The following is a 25,938-nucleotide window of genomic DNA, read 5'->3' on the forward strand; positions in this document are numbered from 1 at the left end:
AACCTCCTTAAAAAGGTGGAGGCAGACCGCCTCCGGAATTAAGCGTAAACGCTTACAGAGCTTTCCGAGGTCTGGGAGGAGGCAACAGAAGAGATGATGTCCATAACAGATGTAAACAACTGGTCGGGGGAGATGGAAGAAAGGTCCAGCTGTAAAATCTGGTTTTTCGCCTCTGCCCTTAAATCCTGGGGGAGGTTCTGAAGGGCAGAGGAAATCTGTTGCCTCTGGTCAGGAGTTAACTGCTGCATAACCTGTCCCAGACCTTTTTTGTACCTATGACGATATTGATGCATCTGTTGTAAGTAATCCTGGGAGTAGTTCTGGTTTACTCTATCAATCATGATTCTCTACCTCCAACCCGGTTTTTAGCGGTCTGCCTCCAAAGTTAAGGACATCTTCTCAAAGTAGTTTCTTTGTTTGTAGTTAAATCTTTTATATAGCAAGCCATATAGGTATTAGAAGTGTTAAACCTTCTCCAGACAGGTGGTGTATAAACTCCTACCTCAACATCATCTCCTACTTTGACATCAGGATTAGCCAATCTCCATACAGGAGACAAATAGACTGTGTACCTTTCATTGGTAGGAGTAATCACTTCCACAACCCACCAGTTGATGGGTCTTCTTAAACCTTTCCTCTGTTCTACTTTAGCTACAATTCCTTTAATAACAGTTGTTTTTCTACTAACAGCACTAAATCTTTTCTTGGTGGTGGAAGAAGTTGAAACTTTCTTACACCATCTTCTCCAAGAAAAATCGTAACTAACTCCGGTATTTTCATCCTTCAGCGTGCAAGCCATATAACCGTTTAAGCCTTTCATAATCCAGAAAGGAGGTTGGAATCCAGTAAAAGTAACCTTGTCTCCCTCTTTAACACCCAAGCTTCTGTAGAACCAGGTAGGTGCCAGCCTTACCTCTACAACTCCTTTATCGGTCTTAACATCAACAGCCCACCAGGTTACACCTCTCCTACCGTATCCAGGAACTTGCTTAACACCAACAACAGTACCGGAAATCTCAGCAGAATTAATCAAACTGTATCCCGAAGTTGTATAAACTCCCGTTTCGTGCTTTGTTGACATAATTCTGTCAAACTCAGCTTTAGAGATGTACTTTGGCGTATAGTCCAAACCAAATCTCCTGAGAATACCCACAAAAGCTCGCATATGGTTTCGTGAACCTTTCATTAGATTCTGATAAACAAACTTGATATCTTTGTTATCCGTTCTTGAAATAGCATCTTCAAGGTCTTTAATGTCAAGGTCTTCTATGGTGGCGCCAACTTTAAGGGCATCAATCAGAGATTTTTTACCCTGATTGACTAACTGAACGTAAAGTTCCCGCATTTTCTTGCTCTTAAATACTCCAACCTTATCGCCCACTTCTTTCACAGGGTCTTTAATGTTGTAGCGTTTCAGAAGAAAAGCTATCATTTTTGTATGCCAGTTTTCCGACTTTGCGATATTTTTGAAAACGGGGAGAGGGTAATACTTTGAAAGGGTAAGGTAAACATCTCGTGCCAACTTCTCCTCTTCTCTCATATGAATAAGGTCTTTTATTTCCTGAGGAGAAAGAGGCTGTTTGGGAAGATTCTTAAGGTAAGTGAGTGCTGGCGGAGCATTCTCTTTTACGTTAGCCGCCTGAGATGCGCTAATTCCTCCTAACGCAACTAATGTCATCGTTATCGCTATTAACTTCCTCATCGTTTCCTCCTGAATTTGGATTTCAGTTAAGTATGAAGCAAAAAAGATGCCAAGTTTGAATCGTTGAAAAATAAGGGAGTGGAAGAGGGGAGGACGGGGATTTTTCCGAATCAAGCCAAAAATTCGGAAATTTTTCCGAACGGTCAAGAAATCGGGAAAATCAGACGAAAAACCGTTCTATCCTTCGTTTGAAAGACCTCAACTTTTCCCCCGTGAGCTTCAACAATTCTTTTAACGTTATAAAGTCCCAAACCAAAACCGTTTTTCTTCGTTGAATAGAACGGCGAAAATATTTTCCCTTTATCAAAGGGTTTAACCGCAGAATCTCTTATTTCCAGAATACAGTCATTCTTCCTTTTCTCACATACAATTTCTATTTTCCCGTTCTTTCCTATTGCCTCAACAGCGTTTTTAAGTAAGTCAACAACCACCGATTTCAATTTTTCTCTATCACCTGTTACAACACAATTGTTCAAAGAAAGATTAATTTCTATTTCGCGAGAAGATAATAAATCTCTAAACTGAGAAACCGTCGTTTCAACAAGGGTCTTAAGGTTAACTCTTTCTTTTACCAGCTTCAAAGGCTTCCTCAAGTTCGCCGTTTCTTCCACGTATCTTGAAAGGTTAACTATCTCTTCTTTCAGGGAATCAATCGCAAGACTTTTACAATCCTTTTCTACCTTATAGAGTAAAAGTCTGAAAGCGTTCAAGCGGTTTTTAACTTCATGAAGAATGGAGTGAATAACCAAGTTTATACTTTCAAGTTTATCTTTTTCTTTTCGTTCGTTTTCAAGGAGGATTTTTTCCTTATAGTATTCCCTCAAAATAGCAAACAAAACTGCTATGAAAATGAGAGTGAAAACCACTAATGACAGCAACGCATAAACGATATGCTTATTTAATTCCCTGACGTAATGGAAATCATAATAGAGAGTGAACTTAAAAGGCTCAGCCGTTATAGTAACTTTATAATAGTTATCAGAAACGTCAGAACCTGGAATAATGATTTCCCTACCTTCAAGAGAAAAGGTTGCACCTTTTAAAAGTTTAGAACTCTGCATATAAGAAGCTATGGCTTCTACCGGGTCTCCTCCTCCTGCCAACGTTCCTTCAACCAAAGACTTAACTCTTGCAGTTTCTTCCTCTATAACCAAGTTATAAAAATCCCCCAACTCCTTATGAAGCAAATAAAGATTAGCAACAATAACGCCTAAAAGCGTTACTAAAACGAAAGAAAACGGCAGCAACTTTTTCATATCCCGTACTTTTTCCTCTTATACCTCAAAGATTTCTCATCTATTCCGAGCAACTTAGCAGCTTTCGTCTGAACGTAATTAGCTCTCTTCAGGGCGTTTTCTATCAATTCTTTTTCAAATTCTGCAACCAATTCCGGTAAAGTCTTTGAAAAATTTTTACCCTTCTCCTTAATTCCTACAATTTCCTCAAGATTGCTTTTAGAAATTTTTCTATCAGAAACTATAACAAGCCTATGAATAAGGTTTTCAAGCTCTCTTACGTTACCTGGAAAGTCGTACGAAAGAAGAAGTTCCAAAGCTTCCGGCTCAAACTCTATCTTTTTACCGTACCTCTCTCCAAACTTCTTCAAAAAATAACCCACAAGCTCTGCAATATCTTCCGGTCTCTCCCTTAACGGCGGAATCTCCAAAGTAAGAACGTTCAATCTATAGTAAAGGTCTTCTCTGAACTTTCCTTCCTCAACCAACTTCTTTAAATCCCTGTTGGTAGCTGCAACAACCTTAACGTCAACTTTAACAGGCTTCAAGCCACCTACCGGTCTTACTTCCCCTTCCTGTAAAACTCTCAAAAGCTTAGCTTGAAGAGGTAGCGGCATTTCACCTATTTCATCAAGAAACAGCGTTCCGCCATCAGCCTCAACAAAAAGTCCAGGTTTACTAAACGTAGCTCCGGTAAACGCTCCCTTCTCGTATCCAAACAATTCACTTTCAAACAGCTCTTCCGGAATGGCAGCACAGTTGATTGAAACGAACTTACCTTTTCTTCCACTCTCTTTATGAATAAACTTGGCTATCAATTCCTTTCCTGTTCCACTTTCACCTAAAATAAGAACAGGAGCATCGGCTTTGGCAAAAACAGAAGCTTTCTTAAGCAGGTCTTCCATTACTTTGGAGGAATAAACAATCTCTCTGCCGTCCGGTTTAACGCTTTTAAGTTGGGACAGCTGCCCTGCCTTCTCTATAAGGTTAAGTAAAACATCTGGGTCGTAAGGTTTTGTGACGTAGTGGAATGCTCCCTCTTTAATAGCAGAAACGGCATCTTCAACGTTACTAAAAGCAGTAACAACTATTACTTCAACGTTAGGACAAAGCTCCTTTACTTTCTTCATAAAAGAAAGACCATCTTCTCCAGGCAACCGAACGTCCGTAACAACTACGTTAGGAAGATATTTATCCAAAATCTGGTAAGCCCTTTCTGCACTTCCGCAAGAATAAACTTCAAACCCTTTCTCCTTTAATATTTCTTTAAGTAGTTCTCTCTGAATATCATCATCTTCAACGACTAAAACCTTCATTTAAACTCCAACAACCGTTACGCCAAAAGTTTTCGCAGAGTTGATTATTTTTTCTTTATCAAGGAGGTACGTTTTCTCTGCCTCAAAAATTAAAGCTTTCCCTCCCAACTTTCCTATCAATTCAACAGTGTTCTTTCCGATTGTCGGAACATCTATCCTCATATCCTGTCTTCTCCTTGCAGCCTTGCAGACGACAAAACCACCACCGGAAAGTTCTGCACCTCTCTTTATACACTCATCGGTTCCTTCAATCCCTTCAACGGCAATAACAGTTCCATCTTTAACTACAACCGTTTGTCCGACATCTAAAGAGGCGATTTCCTTAGCTACTTTCATTCCCAATTCCATATCACGTTTTAAGCTTTCCTCTAAATCCCCCACCAAAACACCGGAAGGTTGAAGGAGATGAGAAAGAAATGGAGTGGGGTCAATAACTTTTACACCAGCTTTTTCTATTTCTTCAATGATTCCTCTTATTATAGTTTCCGGTTTCCTGTCTTTTAAGGACAGAATGAAAGAAAGAGCTTTAAAATCAAAACCTGTCAGAGAAAGAGCATTTCTGTGCTCAACCTTTCCCAAAATAGCCAAATTTTTAACTTCCGATTTTTTCAGTAGAGAGAGGAACTTTCCTAACTTAAAAGGCTTTATCCAGAATACATTCCCTGCATACTCTTCAACAGAAGGGGAAGTTATACCTTCAAGGGCAAAGACGGTAACAGAATATCCTTTCTCTTTTGCGGATTTTAAAAACTCTAAAGGCAGTTCTCCTTTTCCTGCAAGTAAACCTAAATTACTCACTACCTTCCCTTCTAATCTTATCTAAAACTGCATTAATAAAAGCTGGAGACTTTACATCTTCTCCGTAAACTTTCGCAAGGTCAACAGCATCGTTAATCACTGCAGCAGGCGGAGAAAAAGAGCCGTTTAAAAGTTCATAAGCGGCAACTCTTAAAATTGACCTATCCATAGGTAAAAGCCTTGAAATGAACCAACCCTTCTTTAAATGCTTTGAAATCTCAGCATCAACGTTTTTAAGAGATTTAACAGTATTCAAAAACAAATTGTTAGCCTTTTCAACAACTTCTTTTTCCTCTTTTTTATCTTCCCAATAGTTGGAGATAACCTCTTCAGGCTGAAGTTTACTTAAATCCCACTGATACATCATCAGGTAAGCGTGTTCTCTCGCCTTCCTCTTCTCCTTGTTGGTCATTTTTCCACCTTCCTGAGAAGATTAGCCATCTCTATAGCTGAAAGTGCTGCCTCCCAACCTTTATTACCTGCTTTCGTTCCCGCCCTATCAATAGCCTGTTCCACAGTATCTGTTGTAAGAACGCCGAAAGATATAGGTTTTCCTACTTCCAAAGAAGCAGCCGCTATTCCTTTACTTACCTCTGCCGCAACGTAATCAAAGTGTGGAGTTTCTCCTCTTATAACCGCACCTAAAGCTATAACTGCATCGTAGTCTTTCTGCGCAAGCTTTTTGGCAATCAGAGGAAGTTCAAAAGCTCCCGGAACTTTAACCACATCTATATCTTCCTTTTTAGCGCCGTGCCTCAGAAGGCAATCAACTGCACCTTCAACAAGCCTTTCTGTAATAAAAGAATTAAATCTGCTTACAACGATTGCAAACTTTAGACCTTCTGCTATTAGCTTTCCTTCTATAACGTTCATTTTTCACCCCAAAAAGAATTTATGAAACAGCAGGCTTAATTTTAGCAGTTTGAAAAATATAAGCTAAAACTTTTAAACCATTGAGTTTGATATAATTTGCTTGCTTTTAAACTCTGCCTTTAAAGGAGCGCCTATGTCCACAGAAAAGTATGACGCATCAGCCATCAAAGTTTTAGAAGGACTTGAAGCCGTCCGAAAAAGACCGGGAATGTATATAGGAGATACAGGTTCTTACGGTCTTCACCATTTAGTGTTTGAAGTTGTTGATAATAGCGTTGATGAAGCTTTAGCAGGATACTGCACAGAAATAGAAGTAATCATACATGAAGATAACTCAATAACCGTTGCAGATAACGGTAGAGGTATTCCTGTAGATATCCATCCAGAATATGGAAAACCGGCAGCAGAAATAGTTCTTACTGTTCTGCACGCAGGCGGTAAGTTTGAAAAGAAGGCTTACAAGTACTCCGGTGGATTGCATGGCGTTGGCGTTTCGGTCGTTAACGCTCTATCTGAATGGCTAAAACTTGAAATTCATAGAGACGGAAAGGTTTACAAACAGATATACGAAAAAGGAAAGCCTGTAACGGAATTTGCCTGCGTGGCAGAAAGCTCAAAAAGAGGAACGATAATTACCTTTAAGCCAGACCCCGAAATATTTGAAGTCACAGAATTTAGCTGGGATATATTGGCAAACAGGTTAAGAGAATTAGCGTTTTTAAATAAAGGACTGAAAATCACTCTAATAGATGAAAGAGTAGACCCACCAAGAAAAGAGGTTTTCTACTACGAAGGTGGAATAGTTGAGTTTGTAAAGAAGATTAACGAGAAGAAAGACCCTCTCTTCCCTGAGCCTATCTATATAACCGGTGAGAAAGATGAGATTTTAGTAGAGGTTGCCCTTCAATATAACTCAACCTACACGGAGCAGATTTTTAGCTTTGTGAACAACATAAATACGCGGGAAGGTGGAACGCACGTTGCCGGCTTTAGAATGGCACTTACAAGAGCGATAACTAAGTTCATAGAAGAAAACAACCTGATACCAAAAGGCGCAAAGATTTCTATAACCGGTGATGACGTTAGAGAAGGGCTGGTAGCAGTAATTTCTGTAAAAGTTCCCAACCCTCAGTTTGAAGGGCAGACAAAGTCAAAATTAGGGAACTCGGAAGTAAGACCCGTAGTTGCGTCAATCGTTTATGAAAAGCTGTGGAACTTTCTGACGGAAAGACCGGATATAGGAAAGAAGATAGCCGAAAAAGTTATCACAGCAGCAAGGGCGAGAGAAGCTGCCAAAAGAGCAAGAGAATTAACGAGAAGGAAGAGCGCTTTAGAAGAATTTTCCCTACCTGGAAAGTTGGCTGACTGCTCAGAGAGAGACCCTGAAAAAACGGAACTTTTCTTGGTTGAGGGAGACTCTGCAGGAGGAAGTGCAAAGCAGGGGAGAGACAGGAGATTTCAGGCAATACTCCCACTTAAAGGAAAGATTATCAACGTTGAAAAGGCAAGGATTGAAAAAGTTCTTTCAAACGATGAGATAAAAACGATAATAACCGCATTAGGAACAGGTGTTGGAGCAGGCTTTGATATAAGTAAGCTCAGATATAACAAAATCATCATAATGACAGACGCCGACGTTGATGGAGCGCACATAAGAACGCTTTTGCTAACCTTCTTCTTCCGTCAGTTTCCTGAAATTGTTGAAAGAGGACACCTATACATAGCACAACCGCCCCTCTACAGAGTAAAGAAAGGCAAAAAGGAAATGTATATTAAAACAGACGATGAGTTAGATAGAGTAATTCTCCTCTTTGCCCTTGATTCTGTGAAGTTGTTAGATAAAGGTGGAAAAGAGTTAGACAGAGAAACTGCTGAAAAAGTTGTTAACGACCTTTTGAAGTTAGAAAATCTGATAACCGTTCTATCAAGGAAGAGAGATAGAGACGTTATAAACGCTCTGCTGAGAGTTGGAGCAGAGTATAAAGACTTATATTCTCCGGAGAAGGTAAAAGAGTTAGTTGAATCACTTAAAAAGGCATTGCCTAAATCCCTTGAGGGAACAGAATTTGAGATAGTAGAAGATAAAGAACACTGTTCCTTCAAAATCCTGTGCCACATTCCTATAGACAAATACCTGAAGAAAACCGTTGAAATCAATGAAGATTTACTGATGCTTGATATCTACAAACAGGCAAGGGGACTTAAAAAGAAAATAAGAGAAGTCTTAGGCGAACCGCCGTATAGGGTTATTAAAAAAGAGCAGGTAGAGTTTGAAACGTTAGAAGAACTGTTTAATTTCCTCTTAAAATGCGGGAAAGAAGGCATATACATTCAGAGATACAAGGGTTTAGGGGAAATGAACCCAGAACAGCTTTGGGAAACAACGATGAACCCGGAAAATAGAACGCTACTGAAAGTTTCTGTAGAAGATGCTGTCCAAGCAGATGAAGTGTTTACAGTGCTGATGGGTGACAAAGTAGAACCGAGAAGGGAATTTATACAGCGGTTTGCCAAAGAGGTAAGAAACCTTGATGTTTAGTCCGATGGAGCTGCTTTTCGTTTACGGGACGCTGATGTCTGGATTTTCGGCTCATACCTTTTTGATGGATTCAGAGTTTGTGTCCCACGGCGTTCTCTACGGAGCAAGGCTACTGCACCTTGAAGATGGTTTTCCTGCTGCTGTTGAAGGAGAAGGGGAAGTGTTTGGGGAGGTTTACAGGGTAGACTCTCTGACGCTGGCAGCTATTGATGCGTTTGAGGAGTTTTGGGAGGATTTTCCTGAAAGGAGCTTTTACCTTAGAAAGAAGAAATTCGTAAGGTTAATTCCAATGAACGATTTCGTTGAAGCGTGGGTTTACATACTCAATCCAAAATTCCTGTCTATAGTTTCGTATACAGAAGTTCCCTTCGGAAACTGGAAAGAGTTTATCAAGAAACTGATAAAACTTTAGAGGAAAGCGATGAAAAGTTACACAGAATATCTAATTTTCAACACAGAAAAGCGTAGAGACCTAATAAGAATAACCGAAAAAGTAAAGGAAGCAGTTAAGAAATCTCAGGTAAAAGAAGGCTTATGCCTTGTTTCTGCAATGCACCTTACAGCTGCCGTAATCATTCAAGACGATGAAGAAGGACTTCACGAAGATATATGGGAGTGGCTGGAAAGGTTAGCACCGTTTAAACCCGATTATAAGCACCACAGAACAGGTGAAGACAACGGAGATGCCCATTTGAAGAATCTTTTAGTTCACCTTCAGGTAGTTTTACCTATAACTAACGGAGAGTTAGATTTGGGACCTTGGCAGGAAATATTTTACGCTGAGTTTGACGGTCAGAGACCTAAAAGGGTGATAATAAAAATTATCGGAGAGTAATTTGAAAGAAGCCATACTGTTAACCTATATGGGAGCGCCATCAAACGTAGATGAAATAAAACCATTCTTGTTCAGGTTATTTTCCGACAGAGACCTCATCAATTTCGGCGTTCCTTCTTTCCTTCAAAAACCTTTAGCCTACGTTATCTCAACTTTTAGAACGCCTAAGGTAAAACCTCAATACGAAGCGATAGGTGGTGGAAGTCCCTTAGTAAAGTATTCTTTAGAGCAGGCTTCTTTGTTAGAAAAAGAAACTGGACTAAAAGTGTTCACTGGTATGCTGTATTCTGAACCGCTTCTTGAGAAAGTTGCTAAAGAAATAGAGAGCAACGGTATTGAAAGGTTATACGTTCTAACTCTCTACCCTCAGTATTCAAAAGCAACTGCAGGTGCCTGCATTAGAGATGTTAAGAAACTTCTTGAAGGGAAAACAGAGCTTAGAATAGTAAATTCCTGGTGTAGAAACGAAAGTTATATAAAATGGATTCAGGAAATGCTTAAAAAAGCATTGGATAAATCGGAACCGGAAGACACCGCTGTTCTTTTCTCTGCACACAGCCTGCCAGAATACTTTGTAAAAGAGCTGCAAGACGCTTACGTTGAGGAAGTAAGGGATACAGTAAATTTGGTAATGAACGCTTTTCCTGAATATAGATGGTTTATTTCTTACCAGAGTAAAGTTGGACCTATTAAATGGCTTGAACCTTCCACGGAAGAAACGATAAAAAAACTAAAAGAAAAGGGATTTAAAAAGGTTGTTGTTTTCCCTGTAAGTTTTGTATCTGAACATATAGAAACCTTATACGAGTTAGATGTGGAATATAGAGAGTTAGCGGAAAAGATTGGTCTTGAGTTTGAGAGAGTGAAACTTGACCATAAATCACCGCTACTTATCAATGCACTTAAAAGTGAAGTGGAAAAATTGCGTTTGACGGAGGAAAAGTGAAAATTGCCGTTATCGGAGCTGGAATATCTGGATTAGCAGTAGCCTTTTATCTCAAACAGGCTGGCGTTGAAGTAAAAGTATTTGAAAGCGAGAAACAAGCCGGCGGAAAAATGAGAACCGTTTACGAGAACGGATACATAATAGAAACCGGACCAAACGGATTTTTAGACGGCAAACCTTACACTCTGAATTTAGTTAAAGCTTTAGGTATAGAAGACAGGCTATACAGAAGTTCGGATAAAGCAAGGAAACGATTTATATATACAAATGGCAGACTGGTAAGGTTACCTGAAAATCCAATAGCCTTCCTCTCATCCTATCTACTATCCTGGAAGGGCAAACTACGCCTTGTTGGTGAATTTTTCGTCCCGCCGAAAAAAGATTTATCAGATGAAACTTTGGGCGATTTCGCCAGGAGACGGATAGGAGAGGAAGCGCTTGAGAAGTTGCTGGACCCGATGGTGGCGGGGATTTTTGCAGGCGACCCGGATAGAATGAGTTTAAAAGCTGCATTTCCTGCCATCTTCTACCTTGAAAGGCAGTACGGCGGACTCATTAAAGGTCTAATAGCAAAAATGAAAGAAGCTAAAAAGAAAGGAACAAAATCTTCAGGACCTGCAGGACCAGGAGGAGTGTTAACCTCTTTCAAACACGGAGTCAACGACCTTATAGATGCTTTAACAGAAAAGTTAGGAAAATCCATTGAAACAGAAACTCCCGTTACCAGAGTAGAAAAAACCAGCAATAAATGGAAAGTAACATACATGAAAAACGGCGAAAAAAAAGAAGAAGTTTTTGATAAGCTTATAATGTCAACACCTTCTTACGTGGCAGCAAAACTTTTAAAAACTGTTAATGAAGAACTTTCTGACTTACTCTCTCAAATAGAATATTCACCCATTTCAGTTGTAACTTTAGGATTTGAAAAGAAAGGATTAGGACACAACCTTGATGGCTTTGGATTTTTAGTGCCAAGGAAAGAAGGAAGAAAAATTTTAGGTGCTTTGTGGGATAGCTCTGTATTCCCCAATCGTGCACCAGAAGGTAAAGCATTAATAAGAGTCATGATAGGAGGTGCAAGACAACCAGAACTGGCTCTTCTTGATGATGAAGAACTACTAAAAATATCTCTGAAAGAGTTAAGAAGAATAATGAAAATCCGCCACTACCCCGAAACCGTTAAGATATTCAAGCATGAGAAAGGAATTCCTCATTACACTTTAGGTCACTGCGAAAGAGTTGATAGGATATTCCAGATAGCTGAAAACTTAGGAAACCTATACTTCTGCAATAACGCTTACAGAGGTGTTGGAGTTAACGACTGCACGAAATTAGCTGAAGAAACAGCTCAAAAAATCTTGAAAGGTAGGTAAGATGTGCGGAATCGTCGGTTACGTAGGTAAAGATAACGCAAAAAACGTAGTAATAGATGGGCTGAAAAGATTAGAGTATAGAGGTTACGATTCTGCCGGCATAGCTCTAATCGTTAACGGTAAACTTCAAGTTTTCAAAAAATCCGGAAAAATCAGAAACTTAGAAAGGGAACTCAACAAATTAAACGTTTTCTCAAACATAGGAATAGGACATACAAGGTGGGCAACCCACGGCGACCCAACGGATATAAACGCTCATCCCCATACAGACTGCACCAAAACTGTTGCGGTAGTCCATAATGGAATAATTGAAAACCACTCTTCTTTGAAAGAAAGGCTAATTAAAGAAGGACACCGATTTACATCAGAAACAGACACAGAAGTTATAGCTCACTTGATAGAAGAAAAATTAAAAAAACACGACCATTTTTTTGAAGCTTTTACACAAGCCGTAAAGGAACTTAAAGGTTCTTATGCAATAGTCGCAATAACAGAAAAAGAACCGGATAAACTCTTCGTAGCAAGGAAAGATAGCCCTCTCGTATTGGGAATAGGAGACGAAGAAACGTTTGTAGCTTCAGACATTCCCGCTTTTCTTTCATATACAAATAAAGTAGTCTTCCTGGAAAATGGCGAAGTTGGAGTAATAACGCCAACATACTTCAAAATATTTGACCTTCAAGGAAAAGAGCGAAAAAAAGAGATAACAACGATAAACTGGTCCTTAGCTCAGGCTGAGAAAGCTGGATACAAACACTTCATGCTGAAGGAGATATACGAACAACCAAGAGCAGTTGCAGACACGATAAGTGGAAACCTGCCATGGTTTAGAGGTGAAATGCCCATAAAAGGTCTGGGAAACTTCAAACCAGAAAGAATTCAAATAGTAGCCTGCGGAACTTCCTACTACGCCGGACTTGTAGGGAAGTTTTACTTTGAAAACTTTGCCAGAATACCTACAGAAGTTGATTACGCATCAGAATATAGGTACAGAAATCCTGTAGTTAATGAGAACACCTTGATAATAGCTATAACTCAGTCAGGTGAAACAGCAGATACATTAGCAGCAATGAGACTGGCAAAGGAAAGAAAAGCAAAAGTGTTAACCGTATGTAACGTCATAGGTTCTTCAGCAACGAGGGAATCCGACGCTGTTCTTTACACCTACGCAGGACCGGAAATAAGTGTAGCTTCAACAAAAGCTTTTACCACCCAGTTAACAGTTCTGTATTTGCTGTCCATACACTTCGCAGTAAGGAAAAACTTAATTTCAAACCCTGACATTTACCTTGAAAAGATTTCCGAAATCCCTTCACTTATGGAACAATTCTTAGAAGAGGAAAAGAAAAAGCAGGAAGTAAAAAATTTAGCTGACAGATTTCATAAAGTATCAAACGCTTTATACTTGGGAAGGCACGTAAACTATCCAATAGCTTTAGAGGGAGCTTTAAAACTTAAAGAGATTTCATACATACACGCTGAAGGATACCCTGCAGGTGAGATGAAGCACGGACCTATAGCTCTAATAGATGAAAATATGCCAGTAGTAACTATAGCAACTAAAGGAAGAGTTTACGAAAAAATCCTCTCCAACCTCGCCGAAGTCAAATCCCGCAAAGGAATAACCATAACGGTAACGAATGAGTCCTGCAAAGAAGTTATTGAAAACTCTGACTTCTCAATTATCGTCCCCGAAACAGATGAATTCCTATCACCGCTCATAAACGTAATACCTCTACAGCTTTTAGCCTACTACATAGCCGACTTTTTAGGTTACGACGTTGACCAGCCAAGAAACTTAGCAAAAAGCGTAACGGTGGAGTAAAGATGGAAACAGCAACGTTATTAATATCCTGTCCTGACAGGAAAGGAATTCTTTCAGAAGTTACCGGATTTATATCAAAAAACAACGGAAACATAATCAATGCAGACCAGCACATAGACTCCCAAAAACAGATATTCTTCATGAGGATTGAATGGGATTTAAACGGCTTTCAAATAGAAAAAGAAAAGATAAAGGAAGCGTTTAAACCCATAGCAGATAAATTCCATATGGACTTTTCACTACACTTCAGCTCAGAAGTTCAGAACGTAGCAATATTTGTCTCAAAATACGACCATTGCCTATATGAACTACTATACCGTTTCAAAGCTGGCGAACTGAAAGGCAACCTGAAAATGGTTATAAGCAACCACGAAGATTTAAAACCGATAGCCGAGATGTTTGGCGTTCCTTTTTTTCACTTTCCCAAAAACAAAGACAACAAGTTAGAAGTTGAAAAAGAAGAATTAAAAATCTTAAGAGAAAACAGCATAGACCTCATAATTTTAGCAAGATACATGCAGATTCTCAGCGACAACTTCGTAAAACAATACAGAAACAGAATAATAAACATTCACCATTCGTTCCTTCCAGCCTTTGTAGGGGCAAAACCTTATCACAGAGCATACGAAAGAGGTGTAAAAATCATAGGCGCAACCAGTCACTACGTTACTGAAGAGCTTGACCAGGGACCTATAATAGAGCAGGACGTTGTAAGGATAAGCCACAGAGACAGCGTAGAAGATATGATAAGAAAAGGAAGAGACTTGGAAAAGTTGGTCTTAGCAAGGGCTGTCAAGTGGCACCTTGAAAACAAAATCTTAGTCTATGGAAATAAAACCGTTATTTTTGAATAACTACTTTTTAGCAGGCTTTACAGGTGCTTTTTGCTCCTGCGTTTTAACAACCTTTTCCACTACGGAGTTAGAAGTCATCATCTTCGTTCCTACAACCGTAAGAAGCAGAGAGTTAAGCATAAAGATAGCACCCAAAATAGCAGTAGTCTTCGTAAGAACAGCTCCAGTATCTGCACCGAAAGCGCTTCCCGTTCCTGTGCCTCCCATCATAGCCATACCTTCATCAGCTCCAGGCTGAATGATAATAACAATAATCAAAAGCAAAGCTATAAGTGCATGAAATATCAAAAGTGCCGTAAACATCACTCCTCCTTATCAAACTTCACAATCTTAGAAAAGCTATCTGCCTTCAGGCTTGCGCCACCAACCAATGCCCCATCAATATCCGGCATTGCAAGTAAATCTGCCGCGTTGTTCGGCTTAACGCTTCCGCCGTAAAGGATTCTGACTCTATCTGCAACATTCTTAGAAAACATTCCTTCAATAATACTTCTTATAAACTCATGAACTTCTTGTGCCTGCTCAGGAGTTGCCGTCCTGCCGGTTCCAATTGCCCAGACAGGCTCATAAGCTATAACGAATTCTTCAGAAGATATCCCTTTTAATCCTTCCTTTATCTGTCTCTCCACTACTTCTTTCGTCTTTCCCGATTCTCTATCTTCTAAAGTCTCACCTACACACAGGATAGGAATAAGCCCGTTTTCTAAAGCAGAAAGAACCTTCTTATTAATAAGCTCATCGGTTTCACCGAAAATATGTCTTCTCTCTGAGTGTCCTAATATAACGTAAGAACAACCAACATCCTTTAGCATCAACGGAGAAATTTCTCCTGTAAAAGCTCCTTCAAGCTCATAGAACATATTCTGCGCGCCTAAATCTATATTACTGCCTCTTAGCTCCTGCGAAACGGGATAAAGGGCGGTAAAAGGTGGACACACCAAAATATCTCTATCGGTAACGTCAGAAACTAAATTTTTCAGCTCCCTCACAAGCTCTATCGCTTCCCCTACAGTTTTATGCATCTTCCAGTTACCAGCTATTAAAAGCCTTCTCACAACCTCCTCCACACTTAAGAAGCCTTAACCAACTCATACTTGGGTTTACCGGTTTTGACAGCTTCGGCGTCAATTATAACCTTTTTAACGTCTTTTCTATGAGGAACTTCAAACATAACGTCAGTCATTATCTTCTCCATTATAGCTCTCAAGCCTCTTGCCCCTGTCTTTCTTCTTATAGCTTCTCTCGCTATTTCTCTTAAAGCTTCGTCTGTAAATTCCAATTCAACTCCTTCAAGTTCAAGCATTTTCTTATACTGCTTGACCAGAGCGTTACGAGGCTCTACCAAAACCCTAACAAGGTCTTCTTCCTTCAATTCATTCAAAGTAGCAATTACAGGAAGCCTTCCTATAAGCTCTGGAATAAGTCCAAACTTCACCAAATCTTCAGGCTCAACGTATTTCAGAAGTTCGTCTCTTTCCATCTTTTTCTTATCAACATCTGCAGTAAATCCCATTGCTCCCTTACCTATACGGCGCGCAATAATATCTTCAAGTCCTACAAAAGCACCACCGCAAATGAACAGAATGTTAGAGGTATCTATTTGAATATACTGCTGCTGCGGATGTTTTCTTCCACCCTGCGGCGGAACGTTCGCTACAGTCCCTTCAAGTATCTTGAGAAGTGCCTGCTGAACGCCTTCACCGGAAACGTCGCGGGTAATTGAGGGATTCTCGCTCTTTCTTGAAATCTTATCTATTTCATCTATGTAGATTATTCCTCTTTCAGCTCTCTCAATATCGTAATCTGCAGCCTGAATAAGCCTCAAAAGTATGTTTTCCACGTCTTCGCCAACGTATCCAGCTTCTGTTAAAGTCGTAGCGTCAGCAATGGCAAACGGAACGTCAAGAAGCTTCGCCAGAGAGCGGGCAAGCAAAGTCTTTCCTGAACCTGTAGGACCTATAAGCAAGATGTTACTCTTTTCAATCTCTACATCGTCAACAGCACCACCGGAAGCTATTCTTTTATAGTGGTTATAAACGGCTACAGAGAGAACTTTTTTAGCTTCTTCCTGCCCTATAACGTATTGGTCAAGGAACTCTTTTATCTCTTTAGGTGTAGGCAGCTTTTCAATACTGAAATTAGTTGGTTTCTTCTTCTCTTCCTTCTCATGAATCATTTGATAGCACTCATCTATACAAAAGTTACAGATAGAAACTCCTCCAGGACCTGTTATCAAAGCCTCAACTTTACTCTGATCTCTTCCACAGAAAGAACATCTCCTAACAGGAATTTTCGTTTCAAACATTACCATCTCCTTAAGGCAAATTTGTTAGGCAAATAAATATATTCCTTTTTTAGACAAGTCGCCTTATTTCTCCTTTCACAGACGTGAAAACGTTTTTGAGAAAAGGCAGCAAATCAACAGAACAGACCACTAAAATTTGGTTATCGGAAATAGCTCCCACGTAAAAGAATTTACTGTCAAAACATCTCATAATCTTTTTAACGGTATCTTCTAAAAAATCTGTCGTGATAACGAAAACGGCTATATCTTCCTCTCTCCAATTACCACATGAAAAACAACTTAAAGCCTCTTTTTTTCTGTATAGGTCAACTATCTTCGACTCTTTCAACATATCTTCTATTTTTTCTTCTCTATAAATAGATGGAAATAGTCTAACTGCAACCTCTACTAATTGAGGGTCAAGAGGTTCTTTTCTCAAAAGCCCTATAGCTTCATCAACGGACAATTTCTTTCTATAAGGTCTATCCGATGTTACAGCATCAAAAACGTCTGCAACAGCCATTATTCTTGAAAGGAGCGGAATTTCTTCTCCTACAAGCCCTTCCGGATAACCGCTTCCATCCCAACGTTCGTGATGATATCTAATAGCTTCCGAAACTTTCTCAAAACCACTCATACCTTTTAAAAGCTCAGCTCCCACTTGCGGGTGAAGTTTTATTATCTCCCTTTCAGAAGAAGTTAATGGAGTTGGTTTAAGCAATATTTTATCGGGAATTGCTATTTTGCCTATATCATGGAGGAGGGCGGCTTTGGAGAGGATTTTCAACTCCTCATCTTTAAGCCCTATCTCTTCTCCCAAAGCAACAGAATAGTAAGCTACATTCTCTGAGTGTCCCCGCGTGTAAGGGTCTCTTATTTCTATAGTCTTAATTAGGAGCTCTAACAACTCCCTTTTCCTAATGCCCTCTTCAATAAATTTTCTATAGCTTAATAGCGGTGGCAAAAGCGTTTTCTCTATAGCAGGAAGCAAAAATTTTTCCTCTAAAAGATTTACATCAGCTGATAGTTTTATTTCAAGTCCGTCTGCTTCAAGAGAAAACTCCTTTTCTTTGGGCTTCTTAGAAGAAAGCTTCAACTCTTCCCCTTTACAACTGACAGATAAAAGATTCATCTTTAAAGCTGAAAACATTTTAACTAAAAAGGAAAGTAGTTCATTCCTATCTTGAAGTTTGTAAATTTCCCGCGAAAACCTTTCCACCTCTAAGAATTTCATAGCCATATTAATAGCTATTCCTACCAACGAAGAAAAAACCAAAAGAAATAAAAGCGAAAAAAGGAAAAATATCCTTTCCTGAAGAGGAAAAAGGGACCAAGTACCAGCAACTATAAGAGCCAGCATCAGCAGATAAACACCTACCAGCCACGTCTTCCAACCGTAGAAAGCTATATAAAGCAAGTTTATCGTTATAAAGTACAGCTCCGTTATAAAAATAATATGCGTGTTAAAAAGAACGTTGATAAGCGCTGCCAAAACAGGTGCAGCAAAAACTAAAGGAGCAAGCTTAGAAGTATTTTTGTGAAAAATAAAATGTGAAACGATTAACTGAACAGTGCCTGGAACAAAATAGTAAAGGAACAAGTTTTTCAAAGCGTCATATGTTGATATACTTCCTGAAATATAACTTAGGATAATTTCTATGAAGAAGGTTATAGCTAAAAGAACAGCAACTGCAAGGTTTAAAATGGCAAAAAGCTTATTTCTATCATTGAACGATAGTAGCTCCGTTAACCCTAATGCATTCATTCATATTACCTCAACTAATAGAAATTTTACTAAAAATCTTTATAAAATATAAAGAAATTAGGATAACAATTAGTTAAGATTTTGGAGGTCTAAATGGTAAGAGTCAAAATCTGCGGAATAACAAACTTGGAAGACGCACTAATTAGTATTAATAGAGGGGCAGACATTTTAGGCTTTATAATGTATTCCAAGAGCAAAAGGTATATTAAACCTATAGATGTAAGACACATAACATCTCAGCTACCTCCTTTTATTTCAAAGGTAGGTGTTTTTGTCAACGAAAATCCCCGCAACGTTTTAGAAATCCTTAGTTACGCACACTTAGATTACGCACAACTACACGGAGATGAAACACCAGAAGACTGCGAATACGTAGGACCCGAAAGAGTTATAAAGGTATTTAGGTTCAAAAACATAGAAGAAATAAACATTATTGAAAACTACATAGGTAAGGTAAAAGCCATTCTCCTTGATACCTATTCCAGCAGAGTTTATGGCGGAACAGGAGAACCTTTTGACTGGAACATTGCAAAAGCTGTAAAAGAAAGATACCCAGAATTACCGATAATCCTATCCGGAGGGTTAAAACCAGAAAACGTAAGAGAAGCAATTTCAATAGTTAATCCGTACTGCGTAGACGTAAGTAGCGGAGTTGAAAAAACTCCGGGAAGGAAAGACCCACAAAAGATAAGTGAATTCATAAAAATTGCAAAGTGCAGCTAATTTGCAATACGGAAAATAAGGTTTAAGTTCAAGAATATAACGTAATCTTAAAGGAGACATTATGGGAAGAAAAGCACAGGAATTGGTAGGAGAACACAGAGAAAGAATTGTAGAACTACTCAACAAGGCTCTATGCGATGAATGGCTCGCATATTATCAATATTGGATTGGTTCAAAAGTGGTGAAAGGTCCTATGAAAGCCTCCGTCGCCGCAGAATTAGTTCAACACGCCGGTGATGAACTTAGACATGCAGACATGTTGGTTATGAGAATAATGGAATTAGGTGGAACACCGGTTCTAACACCAAAGAAATGGTTTGAATTAACAAACTGCGGATACGACGCTCCAGAAAACCCGTTCGTTAAAGAGTTATTAATCCAAAACATCAAAGGAGAACAATGCGCCATAGACACTTACAATAAAATAATGAATTTCTGCAAAGATATAGACCCGGTTACCTACAACTTAACCCTGCAGATAATGACCGACGAAATGGAACACGAAGAAGATTTACAGGGACTACTTGAGGATTTAGAAAACATGAAATTCTTGAGGTAGGGGATTTTCCCTACCTCTTTTAATAAGGCAACTTCTCCCAATTAACGTTTTCTTTAATCCAATCAATATATAGTGGAATACCTTCCTCTATTTGAATACTCGGCTTCCAGCCCAAAATTTCTTCAGTTTCAGTCAAATCAGCCTCTGTGTAGTTTTGATAAAAGTCGTAAGGATTATCAAAGTATTCAGTATCTACATCAACATCTAAAGTTCTCTTTATAACGTCAACAACTTCATTAAAACTTCTTGCTCTTCCCGTCCCCACGTTAACTATTCCACTTTTCTCAGATTCAAAAGCCTTTATGTTTGCTTCAACACAATCAGCAACGTAAACAAAATCTCTCTTCTGCTCGCCCCACTTAAACAAACGAGGTCTTTTACCTTTTAAAATCTGAACGGTAAGCTGGAGCACCATGCTTGCCATTTTTCCTTTATAAGTTTCTCCCGGACCGTAAACGTTAAAATATCTGAGTCCTACAACTTTAGCATTAGGGTATTCTTTCAGAAGCTTAAGAGTCAACATATCCATGGCATATTTTGAGAAACCGTAGATATTCTCAGGACTTAAGTTGCTATAAACCTTCATAGGCGCCGGAGTATTACCGTAAACGGCAGCAGAGGAAGCGTAAATTATGGAAGTTCCGCTAATTGCAAGGTTAAGAAAATATTTAAACGATTCGTAGTTTACTTCCATAACTTTTTTCTGGTCAGTCTCTGTAGTGTTTGCATTTGCCGCCTGATGGAAAACAACATCAAAGTTGTAATCTTCAAGCGATTCAAGCAAATCCCAATCGGTAAGAGAACCTGTAATTATTTCTCCGTCAAACCCTATTAAATTCTTAAAATGACCTGAAGAAAAATCATCCAAAACAAAAATCTCCCAGTCGGGAAATCTTTTAGACAGCTCTTTTACCAAATTACTCCCAATAAATCCTGCTCCCCCAGTTACTAAAACTCTCATTCTCCTACTTCTCCCTTTACGTGAGTTTCATAGCCCTTTGACTTAAAAAAGTCAGCAAGAGCATAAGCATACCTTCTCGCAAGACTCCACTTGTGGAACTTTGCATAAGTTGAGGATTCAACTAACTCATCTCCTTCAAAAATCAAAACGGAAACGCCCCAATCAAACTGCTTCATTGACTCATCTCTATAAACTTTTTGAACGAAAATATCACAAATATTTCCCGCCTCACCCAAAATTTCTGATAACTCTTCTGAACTCTTACCGAGCGCATCTGCCATAAGCTCTCTAAAAAACTCATCTCCAGCAGGCATATCAGCCTCCTATTTTTCTACTATACTTTCTTTAACTTTCATTCCAAAATGCCTTCCAGGTTCTTCAGTGTAGGCTAAAACTTCATCGCCTTCCTTAAGGTCAACCACAGAAATAGGAGTTCCATCGGGTTTTGTAAGCCTTATAGTCTCTGCATTCTGAAGAATAGCTGAAACTTTCTTTCCTTCCTTAGTTTCCGCTTCTATCAACAACATCGGTCTCTTCTCTATCTTCGCCCTTCCAACGTAGGCGATTCTTCCTTCTCCCTTATAGTTATAAATCATTATCTCATCACCACTTTCAATCTCTGCTAAGTACTTCGTCTTCCCGCCCGGAAGCCTAACGTACATATGAACAGCACCAGCATTCACCCTAAAAGGTCTTGCTGCAACGTACGGGTTAGATTCCGTTTCGGCATGAACCAAAAACATACCGGCAGAAGAATTACCTACAAGAGCCCCTTCACCTCTTACCATATTGGAACAGGTATCTATGCAAACCCTGTCGCACATTCCAATCGGTTTAACGCGTTTTATCGTCGCAGTTTCAAGCTTCACGTTTTCTCCTTGAAGATTTATAGCCTGCCCTGCCGCTTTTATCTCGTTAACATCTTCCGTATCAAGCACAACGCCTTTAACCCCTTTCTCCAAAATTGTTATTGCCGTCTCCGCTTCTTCAGCATTCCTAACCCAAGCGTAAACGTTATCACCCTGGGCTAATAAGTTTTCAAGAGGAATAATGGTCCAATCAGTAGTTTTAACTATAACGTTTTTACCAGCTTTTAAAAGAGAAGCTGCTCTTTCTTCATCTTCCTTACCTTTTATCTCAACAATAATAAAATCCTCACCTAACTTAAAATCACCATCTGGCGCTATAGTTTTAACTCTGGCAAGCTGCTTAACTTTCTTACTTTCAGGTTTATCAAGAAGTAAAGCGAAAACACCAGATTCAAGGGCAGAAGTAACAATTTTCTTGTTAGACGGGTCTTTCACGTAGACAATAAGCTGTTTCTTCATTAATCCCTCCTAATACTTTCTTTCACCAAATATTGCACTTCCTATTCTGACAATTGTAGCACCCTCTTCTATGGCTATTTCAAAATCATGAGACATTCCCATAGAAAGCTCTGGCAACTGTAAGCCAAACTTTTGCTCTAATCTATCTCTAATATCTCTTAATTGAGCAAAATAAGGACGCACCTTTTCCAAATCTTCAAAATAAGGAGGAACTGTCATCAATCCTTTTAGTTCCAAAGTATCTTTAGATAAAACATAATCAACCAAAGAATCTACATCTTCAGGTAAACAACCATGTTTAGTTTCTTCCGGCGAAAGTTTTACTTCTATTAACACTGGCATTACCTTTCCTTTTTTTGAAAGCCTCTTGTCAAGTTCATCTACCAAAGACTTTCTATCTACCGTTTCTATGCAGTGAAAAAGGTCAACCGCATACTTCACTTTATTGGTTTGAAGATGTCCTATCAAGTGCCACTCTATTGGAAGGGAAGAGAGAACGGGGATTTTATCTCTTGCTTCTTGAACTCTATTTTCACCAAAGAGTTTTATACCAGCTTCAAAAGCTTCTTTTATCTCCTCAGGACTTCTCGTTTTAGAAGCTGCCAGCAACTTAACCAAAGAAACATCTCTACCGCTACGTTCACAGGCTCTCTCTATTCTTTCAAAAATGCGTAAAACGTTCTCCTTAATTCCCATCTTCTATCCTCTCGTAAACCTCATCAGCAAAGAACCACAAGTCATCGTTTAAGTCAGAATCGGAGTATTTTAGAAAATCATCGTAGTTATCGTACTTACCCGCTTTATAAAGGTGATAACTTACAGCTACAAACCCCTGCTTGTCGTAACCTTCTTTATCAGGGTCATACCTATAAACTTCTATTTCAACAAACTTATTGATACCGTTATCAAAACAGGATTTAGCAAGTTTAAGCCAAAAGTCAAAGTTTGATTTTTTTAGTATTAAGCGGGTTTTTCTATCATTAATAGGTTTTCCATCGTTCATAAAAAACCTGTGTTTCAATCTAATTATAATTCCTCTACCGGAAGCGGTGTTGATTAAGGAAACATCTTCATCTGTTAAAGGCATAGTTTTTACGTAATAGCCCAATCTCTCCGCTATTGGAGAAGAAAACTTTGCGCTGTTATAAATGTCTATTAAGTGATTTAAGGTAGAAATAAGTTGCTCTTTATCAAAATAACTTTCACTATCATTCTCCCTTCTTACCGTCCAAAAAGCACCGTTATAAAGAACTTCTCCATCATCAGCAATCAGTAAGGGAATTCCTGCCTTAAGACTTATACTCTCGTAACCATAATCAGAGACAAGAGTAACAGGAGAAGTCAAAACAGAAACGTCAAAGGTCTTTTCCTCCTCATTGCCGAAACTTTTACTTACCTTTACTCCTTGCCCTTTAAAGCTACCTACAACGTAATCCTTTCCTTCTTTTGCCACAATAATTACAGAATCAGCAGGTATGTAAACTGTCCCATTATCTGTATCTGCAGTAACACCACTTTCAACACGGAAGATTTTCAGGGTTAATTCACCCGTTTTTAAAAAGAGAGGTTGGAAATAATCTGCAAAATCAAGATTTACCCAGCCATTTTCACCTTTTGCCCAAAACTCAAACTTAGCCAAAAGCGGTTGAGAATATCCTTTACTTAAAGTTCCTACAATCTCTTCTCTATCTGGAAGCGTCCTTAAAGAAGTTGCATCTGTTAAAACGGTAAACTCCTGAGAAACTGCCGATAGGGGAAGTAATAGAAGAAACAACTGCATTAAAAGTCTCATTCCTTCTCCTTTAAAATAAACATCAAAGCTTCTGCTTCTGCTATCTTCTTTCTATCAGAAACTCTGACTATCTCAGCCCTGGTAACTTTAAAGCGTTTTCTATCTTCTTTAACTTCGGCAAAAACTTCCACTTCTTCTCCTGCAAGTAAAGGAGCGTGATACTTCACAGTCAACTTACCTGTTAAAAACCGCTCTTCATAAGTCTGAAGGTAAGCCATAGCCTCATCAAGTATGAGCGCAATTATCCCACCGTGAATAACATTTTCGTAACCCTGGTAGTAATGAGAAAGGGAAAACTTAGCGTAAACCCTATCTTCCAATTTTTGAAAAGAAAGGTGCATACCTTTTGGATTATCCTTACCGCAAACGAAACAAAAGTTATCTCTGATTAACTCTTTCTCCATAACAGCGAAATTATTCTCCCTCCTCTTTAGTTTCAACAGAAATGTGAAGTTCTGAAAGCTGTTCGGGTCTAACGGTATCGGGTGCGCCTGTGAGAAGGCACTGACCCCTTTGAGTTTTCGGAAAGGCTATAACGTCTCTAATAGATTCCTCTCCTCTCATAATGGCGCAGAGTCTATCAAGTCCGAACGCCATACCGCCGTGAGGGGGAGCACCGTATTTCAGGGCATCAAGTAAAAATCCAAACCTTTCTTTTGCTTCTTCTTCAGAAAGTCCTATTACTTTAAATACCTTTTCCTGAACGTCTTCTCTGTGAATACGGATACTTCCGCCGCCTATCTCAACGCCGTTGAGAACCATATCGTATGCTCTCGCCCTCGCTTCTGCTGGATTGTCAAGCAGCTTTTCAATGTCTTCCTCTTTCGGACTGGTAAACGGGTGGTGAAGGGCTTCCCACCTGTTTTCATCTTCGTTCCACTCAAACATCGGAAAATCCACCACCCACAACACATCAACCCTACTCTCATCAATAAGCCCAACCATCTTCCCAAGCTTTAATCTCAGGTTAGAAAGCGCAGCGTTCACAACATCCTTTTTATCGGCAACGAAGAAGAGAATATCTCCCACTTCTGCTTCAAGCCTTTCAAGAATTTTGTTCATTTCGCCTTCTGTAAAGAACTTAACGATAGGCGACTGCAACCCTTCCGGTAGAACTTTAATCCAGGCAAGACCTTTAGCACCGTAAACACCAACAAACTTCGTTAAGTCGTCAATTTCTTTTCTTGAAAGCTTGGCACCGCCTTTGAAGTTAATCGCCTTAACTATCCCGCCGTTTTCAGCAACAGTCCTAAAAACCTTGAAGTTACAGTTAGCGGCAATGTCTGTAATGTCTTTCAGCTCAAGTCCAAAGCGGGTGTCCGGTCTGTCGGTTCCGAACCTCTCCATCGCCTCGTCGTAACTCATAACGGGAATTTCACCTATCTCAATGCCTAAAAACTCCTTATACAGCTTTCTTAAAAGCTTTTCAGCAACGTTCATCACATCTCTTTCTTTAACAAAGGACATCTCAAAGTCTATCTGGGTAAACTCCGGCTGCCTGTCTGCCCTTAAATCTTCGTCCCTGAAGCACCTTGCTATCTGGTAATACCTGTCAATACCGGCAACCATCAATATCTGCTTGAAAAGCTGCGGTGACTGGGGCAGAGCGTAGAACTTGCCCGGATAGATTCTGCTTGGAACTAAAAAGTCTCTCGCTCCTTCAGGGGTGCTTTTTGTAAGGTAGGGGGTTTCAACTTCTATAAAACCTTCTTCGTTAAACACTTCTCTCGTTAACTGGTAAAGTTTGTGGCGGAAGAAGATGTTTTCTGCCATTTTCTTTCTTCTCAGGTCAAGAAAGCGATAGCGAAGGCGAACGTCTTCTCCTACTTTTATTTCGTCTTCTATCGGAAACGGAAGAGGAAGAGACTTGTTCAGAATTAAAAGCTTTTCAACGTATATCTCAATTTCGCCGGTTTTTAGTTTCGGGTTTTCCGTTCCCGGCGGTCTCCTTCTGACCTCTCCCTCTACTGCTATTACAAACTCGTGCCTTAACTTTTTAGCCCTCTCTACAAGCTCTTCGCTTATTTCAGGTGAAAAGACAACCTGAACTTTGCCGGTTCTATCCCTTAAGTCAACAAATACAACGCCGCCGTGGTCTCTGGTGCTGTCAACCCAGCCGGCAACCTTCACTTTTTTGCCTAAATAATCTGTATTAACTTCACCGCAGTAGCAGGTTCTTTCAAACTCTCCAAGATGCTCAAGCATTCTTTCTACTCCTTGTCCGTTTTTC

The 25,938-nt window shown here is 39.4% G+C and carries 27 protein-coding genes; 9 read left to right on the forward strand and 18 right to left on the reverse strand.

What is annotated here, in order from left to right; genetic code table 11:
- Positions 1-38: 38 nt before the first annotated feature.
- The 7 genes from QOL23_RS00945 to ribH all read right to left on the reverse strand — a co-directional run bounded on the left by QOL23_RS00945 (position 39) and on the right by ribH (position 5,924).
- A complete protein-coding gene (locus QOL23_RS00945) occupies positions 39-341 on the reverse strand; it encodes a hypothetical protein (protein ID WP_283399704.1) in 303 nt (100 codons plus the stop codon).
- 44 nt (positions 342-385) lie between these two features.
- Entirely contained in the window at positions 386-1,702 is a 1,317-nt protein-coding gene (locus QOL23_RS00950; RefSeq protein ID WP_283399705.1) for a DUF2202 domain-containing protein, read from the reverse strand.
- Between the two features lie 143 nt (positions 1,703-1,845).
- The gene (locus QOL23_RS00955; RefSeq protein ID WP_283399706.1) at positions 1,846-2,958 is read right to left on the reverse strand and encodes a sensor histidine kinase; all 1,113 of its coding nucleotides are present in this window, start codon (positions 2,956-2,958) and stop codon (positions 1,846-1,848) included.
- Positions 2,955-4,253 (reverse strand): sigma-54-dependent transcriptional regulator, encoded by a 1,299-nt coding sequence (locus tag QOL23_RS00960; protein ID WP_283399707.1) that lies wholly within the window; start codon positions 4,251-4,253, stop codon positions 2,955-2,957. Before QOL23_RS00960 ends, QOL23_RS00955 begins: the two co-directional genes overlap by 4 nt.
- Positions 4,254-5,051 carry an LpxI family protein gene (locus QOL23_RS00965; protein WP_283399708.1) on the reverse strand — a complete coding sequence of 266 codons (798 nt, stop codon included), beginning with the start codon at positions 5,049-5,051 and terminating at the stop codon, positions 4,254-4,256.
- Entirely contained in the window at positions 5,044-5,463 is a 420-nt protein-coding gene (gene nusB, locus QOL23_RS00970; protein WP_283399709.1) for a transcription antitermination factor NusB, read from the reverse strand. The genes QOL23_RS00965 and nusB overlap by 8 nt, the downstream gene beginning before the upstream one ends.
- Positions 5,460-5,924, reverse strand: a complete 465-nt coding sequence (gene ribH, locus QOL23_RS00975; RefSeq protein WP_283399710.1) for a 6,7-dimethyl-8-ribityllumazine synthase — start codon at positions 5,922-5,924, stop codon at positions 5,460-5,462. The genes nusB and ribH overlap by 4 nt, the downstream gene beginning before the upstream one ends.
- 133 nt (positions 5,925-6,057) lie before the next feature.
- Here ribH and gyrB point away from each other — a divergent pair, with 133 nt between their 5' ends.
- From gyrB to purU, 7 genes are read left to right on the forward strand one after another with little or no spacing between them, the layout of a single operon-like run.
- Positions 6,058-8,463 carry a DNA topoisomerase (ATP-hydrolyzing) subunit B gene (gene gyrB, locus QOL23_RS00980; RefSeq protein ID WP_283399711.1) on the forward strand — a complete coding sequence of 802 codons (2,406 nt, stop codon included), beginning with the start codon at positions 6,058-6,060 and terminating at the stop codon, positions 8,461-8,463.
- Complete coding sequence (locus QOL23_RS00985; RefSeq protein WP_283399712.1) at positions 8,456-8,875, forward strand: gamma-glutamylcyclotransferase family protein; 420 nt, start codon at positions 8,456-8,458, stop codon at positions 8,873-8,875. The genes gyrB and QOL23_RS00985 overlap by 8 nt, the downstream gene beginning before the upstream one ends.
- 9 nt (positions 8,876-8,884) lie before the next feature.
- Positions 8,885-9,298: a secondary thiamine-phosphate synthase enzyme YjbQ gene (locus QOL23_RS00990; protein ID WP_283399713.1), complete on the forward strand. Its 414-nt coding sequence runs from the start codon at positions 8,885-8,887 to the stop codon at positions 9,296-9,298.
- Position 9,299: 1 nt separating this feature from the next.
- Positions 9,300-10,244, forward strand: coding sequence for a ferrochelatase (hemH, locus tag QOL23_RS00995; protein ID WP_283399714.1), 945 nt, complete (start codon positions 9,300-9,302; stop codon positions 10,242-10,244).
- Positions 10,241-11,617 carry a protoporphyrinogen oxidase gene (gene hemG / locus QOL23_RS01000; protein ID WP_283399715.1) on the forward strand — a complete coding sequence of 459 codons (1,377 nt, stop codon included), beginning with the start codon at positions 10,241-10,243 and terminating at the stop codon, positions 11,615-11,617. The genes hemH and hemG overlap by 4 nt, the downstream gene beginning before the upstream one ends.
- A gap of 1 nt (position 11,618) precedes the next feature.
- Complete coding sequence (gene glmS, locus QOL23_RS01005; RefSeq protein WP_283399716.1) at positions 11,619-13,442, forward strand: glutamine--fructose-6-phosphate transaminase (isomerizing); 1,824 nt, start codon at positions 11,619-11,621, stop codon at positions 13,440-13,442.
- Between the two features lie 2 nt (positions 13,443-13,444).
- Entirely contained in the window at positions 13,445-14,296 is an 852-nt protein-coding gene (gene purU / locus QOL23_RS01010) for a formyltetrahydrofolate deformylase (RefSeq protein ID WP_283399717.1), read from the forward strand.
- Here purU and secG read toward each other — a convergent pair whose 3' ends face one another.
- The 4 genes from secG to QOL23_RS01030 are packed head-to-tail and all read right to left on the reverse strand — an operon-like array spanning position 14,297 to position 18,345.
- Positions 14,297-14,599 (reverse strand): preprotein translocase subunit SecG, encoded by a 303-nt coding sequence (secG, locus tag QOL23_RS01015; RefSeq protein ID WP_283399718.1) that lies wholly within the window; start codon positions 14,597-14,599, stop codon positions 14,297-14,299.
- Positions 14,599-15,351 (reverse strand): triose-phosphate isomerase, encoded by a 753-nt coding sequence (tpiA, locus tag QOL23_RS01020; protein ID WP_283399719.1) that lies wholly within the window; start codon positions 15,349-15,351, stop codon positions 14,599-14,601. Before tpiA ends, secG begins: the two co-directional genes overlap by 1 nt.
- 14 nt (positions 15,352-15,365) lie before the next feature.
- The gene (clpX, locus tag QOL23_RS01025) at positions 15,366-16,601 is read right to left on the reverse strand and encodes an ATP-dependent Clp protease ATP-binding subunit ClpX (protein WP_283399720.1); all 1,236 of its coding nucleotides are present in this window, start codon (positions 16,599-16,601) and stop codon (positions 15,366-15,368) included.
- 49 nt (positions 16,602-16,650) lie between these two features.
- Positions 16,651-18,345, reverse strand: coding sequence for an HD-GYP domain-containing protein (locus QOL23_RS01030; RefSeq protein WP_283399721.1), 1,695 nt, complete (start codon positions 18,343-18,345; stop codon positions 16,651-16,653).
- 93 nt (positions 18,346-18,438) lie between these two features.
- On the opposite strand from QOL23_RS01030, the gene QOL23_RS01035 reads away from it, so the two are divergent.
- Entirely contained in the window at positions 18,439-19,068 is a 630-nt protein-coding gene (locus QOL23_RS01035; RefSeq protein WP_283399722.1) for a phosphoribosylanthranilate isomerase, read from the forward strand.
- A 61-nt stretch (positions 19,069-19,129) separates the two neighbouring features.
- Positions 19,130-19,627 carry a ferritin-like domain-containing protein gene (locus QOL23_RS01040; RefSeq protein ID WP_283399723.1) on the forward strand — a complete coding sequence of 166 codons (498 nt, stop codon included), beginning with the start codon at positions 19,130-19,132 and terminating at the stop codon, positions 19,625-19,627.
- Positions 19,628-19,646: 19 nt separating this feature from the next.
- On the opposite strand, the gene rfaD is transcribed toward QOL23_RS01040, so the two are convergent.
- From rfaD to aspS, 7 genes are read right to left on the reverse strand one after another with little or no spacing between them, the layout of a single operon-like run.
- A complete protein-coding gene (gene rfaD / locus QOL23_RS01045) occupies positions 19,647-20,588 on the reverse strand; it encodes an ADP-glyceromanno-heptose 6-epimerase (protein WP_283399724.1) in 942 nt (313 codons plus the stop codon).
- Positions 20,585-20,902, reverse strand: coding sequence for a hypothetical protein (locus tag QOL23_RS01050; RefSeq protein ID WP_283399725.1), 318 nt, complete (start codon positions 20,900-20,902; stop codon positions 20,585-20,587). Before QOL23_RS01050 ends, rfaD begins: the two co-directional genes overlap by 4 nt.
- A gap of 9 nt (positions 20,903-20,911) precedes the next feature.
- Positions 20,912-21,916, reverse strand: a complete 1,005-nt coding sequence (locus QOL23_RS01055) for a 3-dehydroquinate synthase II (RefSeq protein ID WP_283399726.1) — start codon at positions 21,914-21,916, stop codon at positions 20,912-20,914.
- Between the two features lie 9 nt (positions 21,917-21,925).
- The gene (locus QOL23_RS01060) at positions 21,926-22,612 is read right to left on the reverse strand and encodes a YggS family pyridoxal phosphate-dependent enzyme (protein WP_283399727.1); all 687 of its coding nucleotides are present in this window, start codon (positions 22,610-22,612) and stop codon (positions 21,926-21,928) included.
- The gene (locus tag QOL23_RS01065; protein WP_283399728.1) at positions 22,602-23,708 is read right to left on the reverse strand and encodes a hypothetical protein; all 1,107 of its coding nucleotides are present in this window, start codon (positions 23,706-23,708) and stop codon (positions 22,602-22,604) included. The genes QOL23_RS01060 and QOL23_RS01065 overlap by 11 nt, the downstream gene beginning before the upstream one ends.
- Complete coding sequence (locus QOL23_RS01070; protein WP_283399729.1) at positions 23,705-24,112, reverse strand: PaaI family thioesterase; 408 nt, start codon at positions 24,110-24,112, stop codon at positions 23,705-23,707. Before QOL23_RS01070 ends, QOL23_RS01065 begins: the two co-directional genes overlap by 4 nt.
- Before the next feature lie 10 nt (positions 24,113-24,122).
- Positions 24,123-25,913 (reverse strand): aspartate--tRNA ligase, encoded by a 1,791-nt coding sequence (aspS, locus tag QOL23_RS01075; protein WP_283399730.1) that lies wholly within the window; start codon positions 25,911-25,913, stop codon positions 24,123-24,125.
- Positions 25,914-25,938 lie beyond the last annotated feature (25 nt).

Source organism: Desulfurobacterium pacificum, from assembly GCF_900182835.1.
In the GTDB taxonomy this organism is placed as follows: domain Bacteria; phylum Aquificota; class Aquificia; order Desulfurobacteriales; family Desulfurobacteriaceae; genus Desulfurobacterium_B; species Desulfurobacterium_B pacificum.

Excerpts from the sequence above, each read along its gene's own strand:
- QOL23_RS00945 (WP_283399704.1), bottom strand. The coding sequence starts at position 341 with ATGATTGATAGAGTAAACCAGAACTACTCCCAGGATTACTTACAACAG.
- QOL23_RS00950 (WP_283399705.1), bottom strand. The coding sequence starts at position 1,702 with ATGAGGAAGTTAATAGCGATAACGATGACATTAGTTGCGTTAGGAGGA.
- QOL23_RS00955 (WP_283399706.1), bottom strand. The coding sequence starts at position 2,958 with ATGAAAAAGTTGCTGCCGTTTTCTTTCGTTTTAGTAACGCTTTTAGGC.
- QOL23_RS00960 (WP_283399707.1), bottom strand. The coding sequence starts at position 4,253 with ATGAAGGTTTTAGTCGTTGAAGATGATGATATTCAGAGAGAACTACTT.
- nusB (WP_283399709.1), bottom strand. The coding sequence starts at position 5,463 with ATGACCAACAAGGAGAAGAGGAAGGCGAGAGAACACGCTTACCTGATG.
- ribH (WP_283399710.1), bottom strand. The coding sequence starts at position 5,924 with ATGAACGTTATAGAAGGAAAGCTAATAGCAGAAGGTCTAAAGTTTGCA.
- gyrB (WP_283399711.1), top strand. The coding sequence starts at position 6,058 with ATGTCCACAGAAAAGTATGACGCATCAGCCATCAAAGTTTTAGAAGGA.
- QOL23_RS00985 (WP_283399712.1), top strand. The coding sequence starts at position 8,456 with ATGTTTAGTCCGATGGAGCTGCTTTTCGTTTACGGGACGCTGATGTCT.
- QOL23_RS00990 (WP_283399713.1), top strand. The coding sequence starts at position 8,885 with ATGAAAAGTTACACAGAATATCTAATTTTCAACACAGAAAAGCGTAGA.
- glmS (WP_283399716.1), top strand. The coding sequence starts at position 11,619 with ATGTGCGGAATCGTCGGTTACGTAGGTAAAGATAACGCAAAAAACGTA.
- purU (WP_283399717.1), top strand. The coding sequence starts at position 13,445 with ATGGAAACAGCAACGTTATTAATATCCTGTCCTGACAGGAAAGGAATT.
- secG (WP_283399718.1), bottom strand. The coding sequence starts at position 14,599 with ATGTTTACGGCACTTTTGATATTTCATGCACTTATAGCTTTGCTTTTG.
- clpX (WP_283399720.1), bottom strand. The coding sequence starts at position 16,601 with ATGTTTGAAACGAAAATTCCTGTTAGGAGATGTTCTTTCTGTGGAAGA.
- QOL23_RS01030 (WP_283399721.1), bottom strand. The coding sequence starts at position 18,345 with ATGAATGCATTAGGGTTAACGGAGCTACTATCGTTCAATGATAGAAAT.
- QOL23_RS01035 (WP_283399722.1), top strand. The coding sequence starts at position 18,439 with ATGGTAAGAGTCAAAATCTGCGGAATAACAAACTTGGAAGACGCACTA.
- QOL23_RS01040 (WP_283399723.1), top strand. The coding sequence starts at position 19,130 with ATGGGAAGAAAAGCACAGGAATTGGTAGGAGAACACAGAGAAAGAATT.
- rfaD (WP_283399724.1), bottom strand. The coding sequence starts at position 20,588 with ATGAGAGTTTTAGTAACTGGGGGAGCAGGATTTATTGGGAGTAATTTG.
- QOL23_RS01050 (WP_283399725.1), bottom strand. The coding sequence starts at position 20,902 with ATGCCTGCTGGAGATGAGTTTTTTAGAGAGCTTATGGCAGATGCGCTC.
- QOL23_RS01055 (WP_283399726.1), bottom strand. The coding sequence starts at position 21,916 with ATGAAGAAACAGCTTATTGTCTACGTGAAAGACCCGTCTAACAAGAAA.
- QOL23_RS01060 (WP_283399727.1), bottom strand. The coding sequence starts at position 22,612 with ATGGGAATTAAGGAGAACGTTTTACGCATTTTTGAAAGAATAGAGAGA.
- QOL23_RS01065 (WP_283399728.1), bottom strand. The coding sequence starts at position 23,708 with ATGAGACTTTTAATGCAGTTGTTTCTTCTATTACTTCCCCTATCGGCA.
- QOL23_RS01070 (WP_283399729.1), bottom strand. The coding sequence starts at position 24,112 with ATGGAGAAAGAGTTAATCAGAGATAACTTTTGTTTCGTTTGCGGTAAG.
- aspS (WP_283399730.1), bottom strand. The coding sequence starts at position 25,913 with ATGCTTGAGCATCTTGGAGAGTTTGAAAGAACCTGCTACTGCGGTGAA.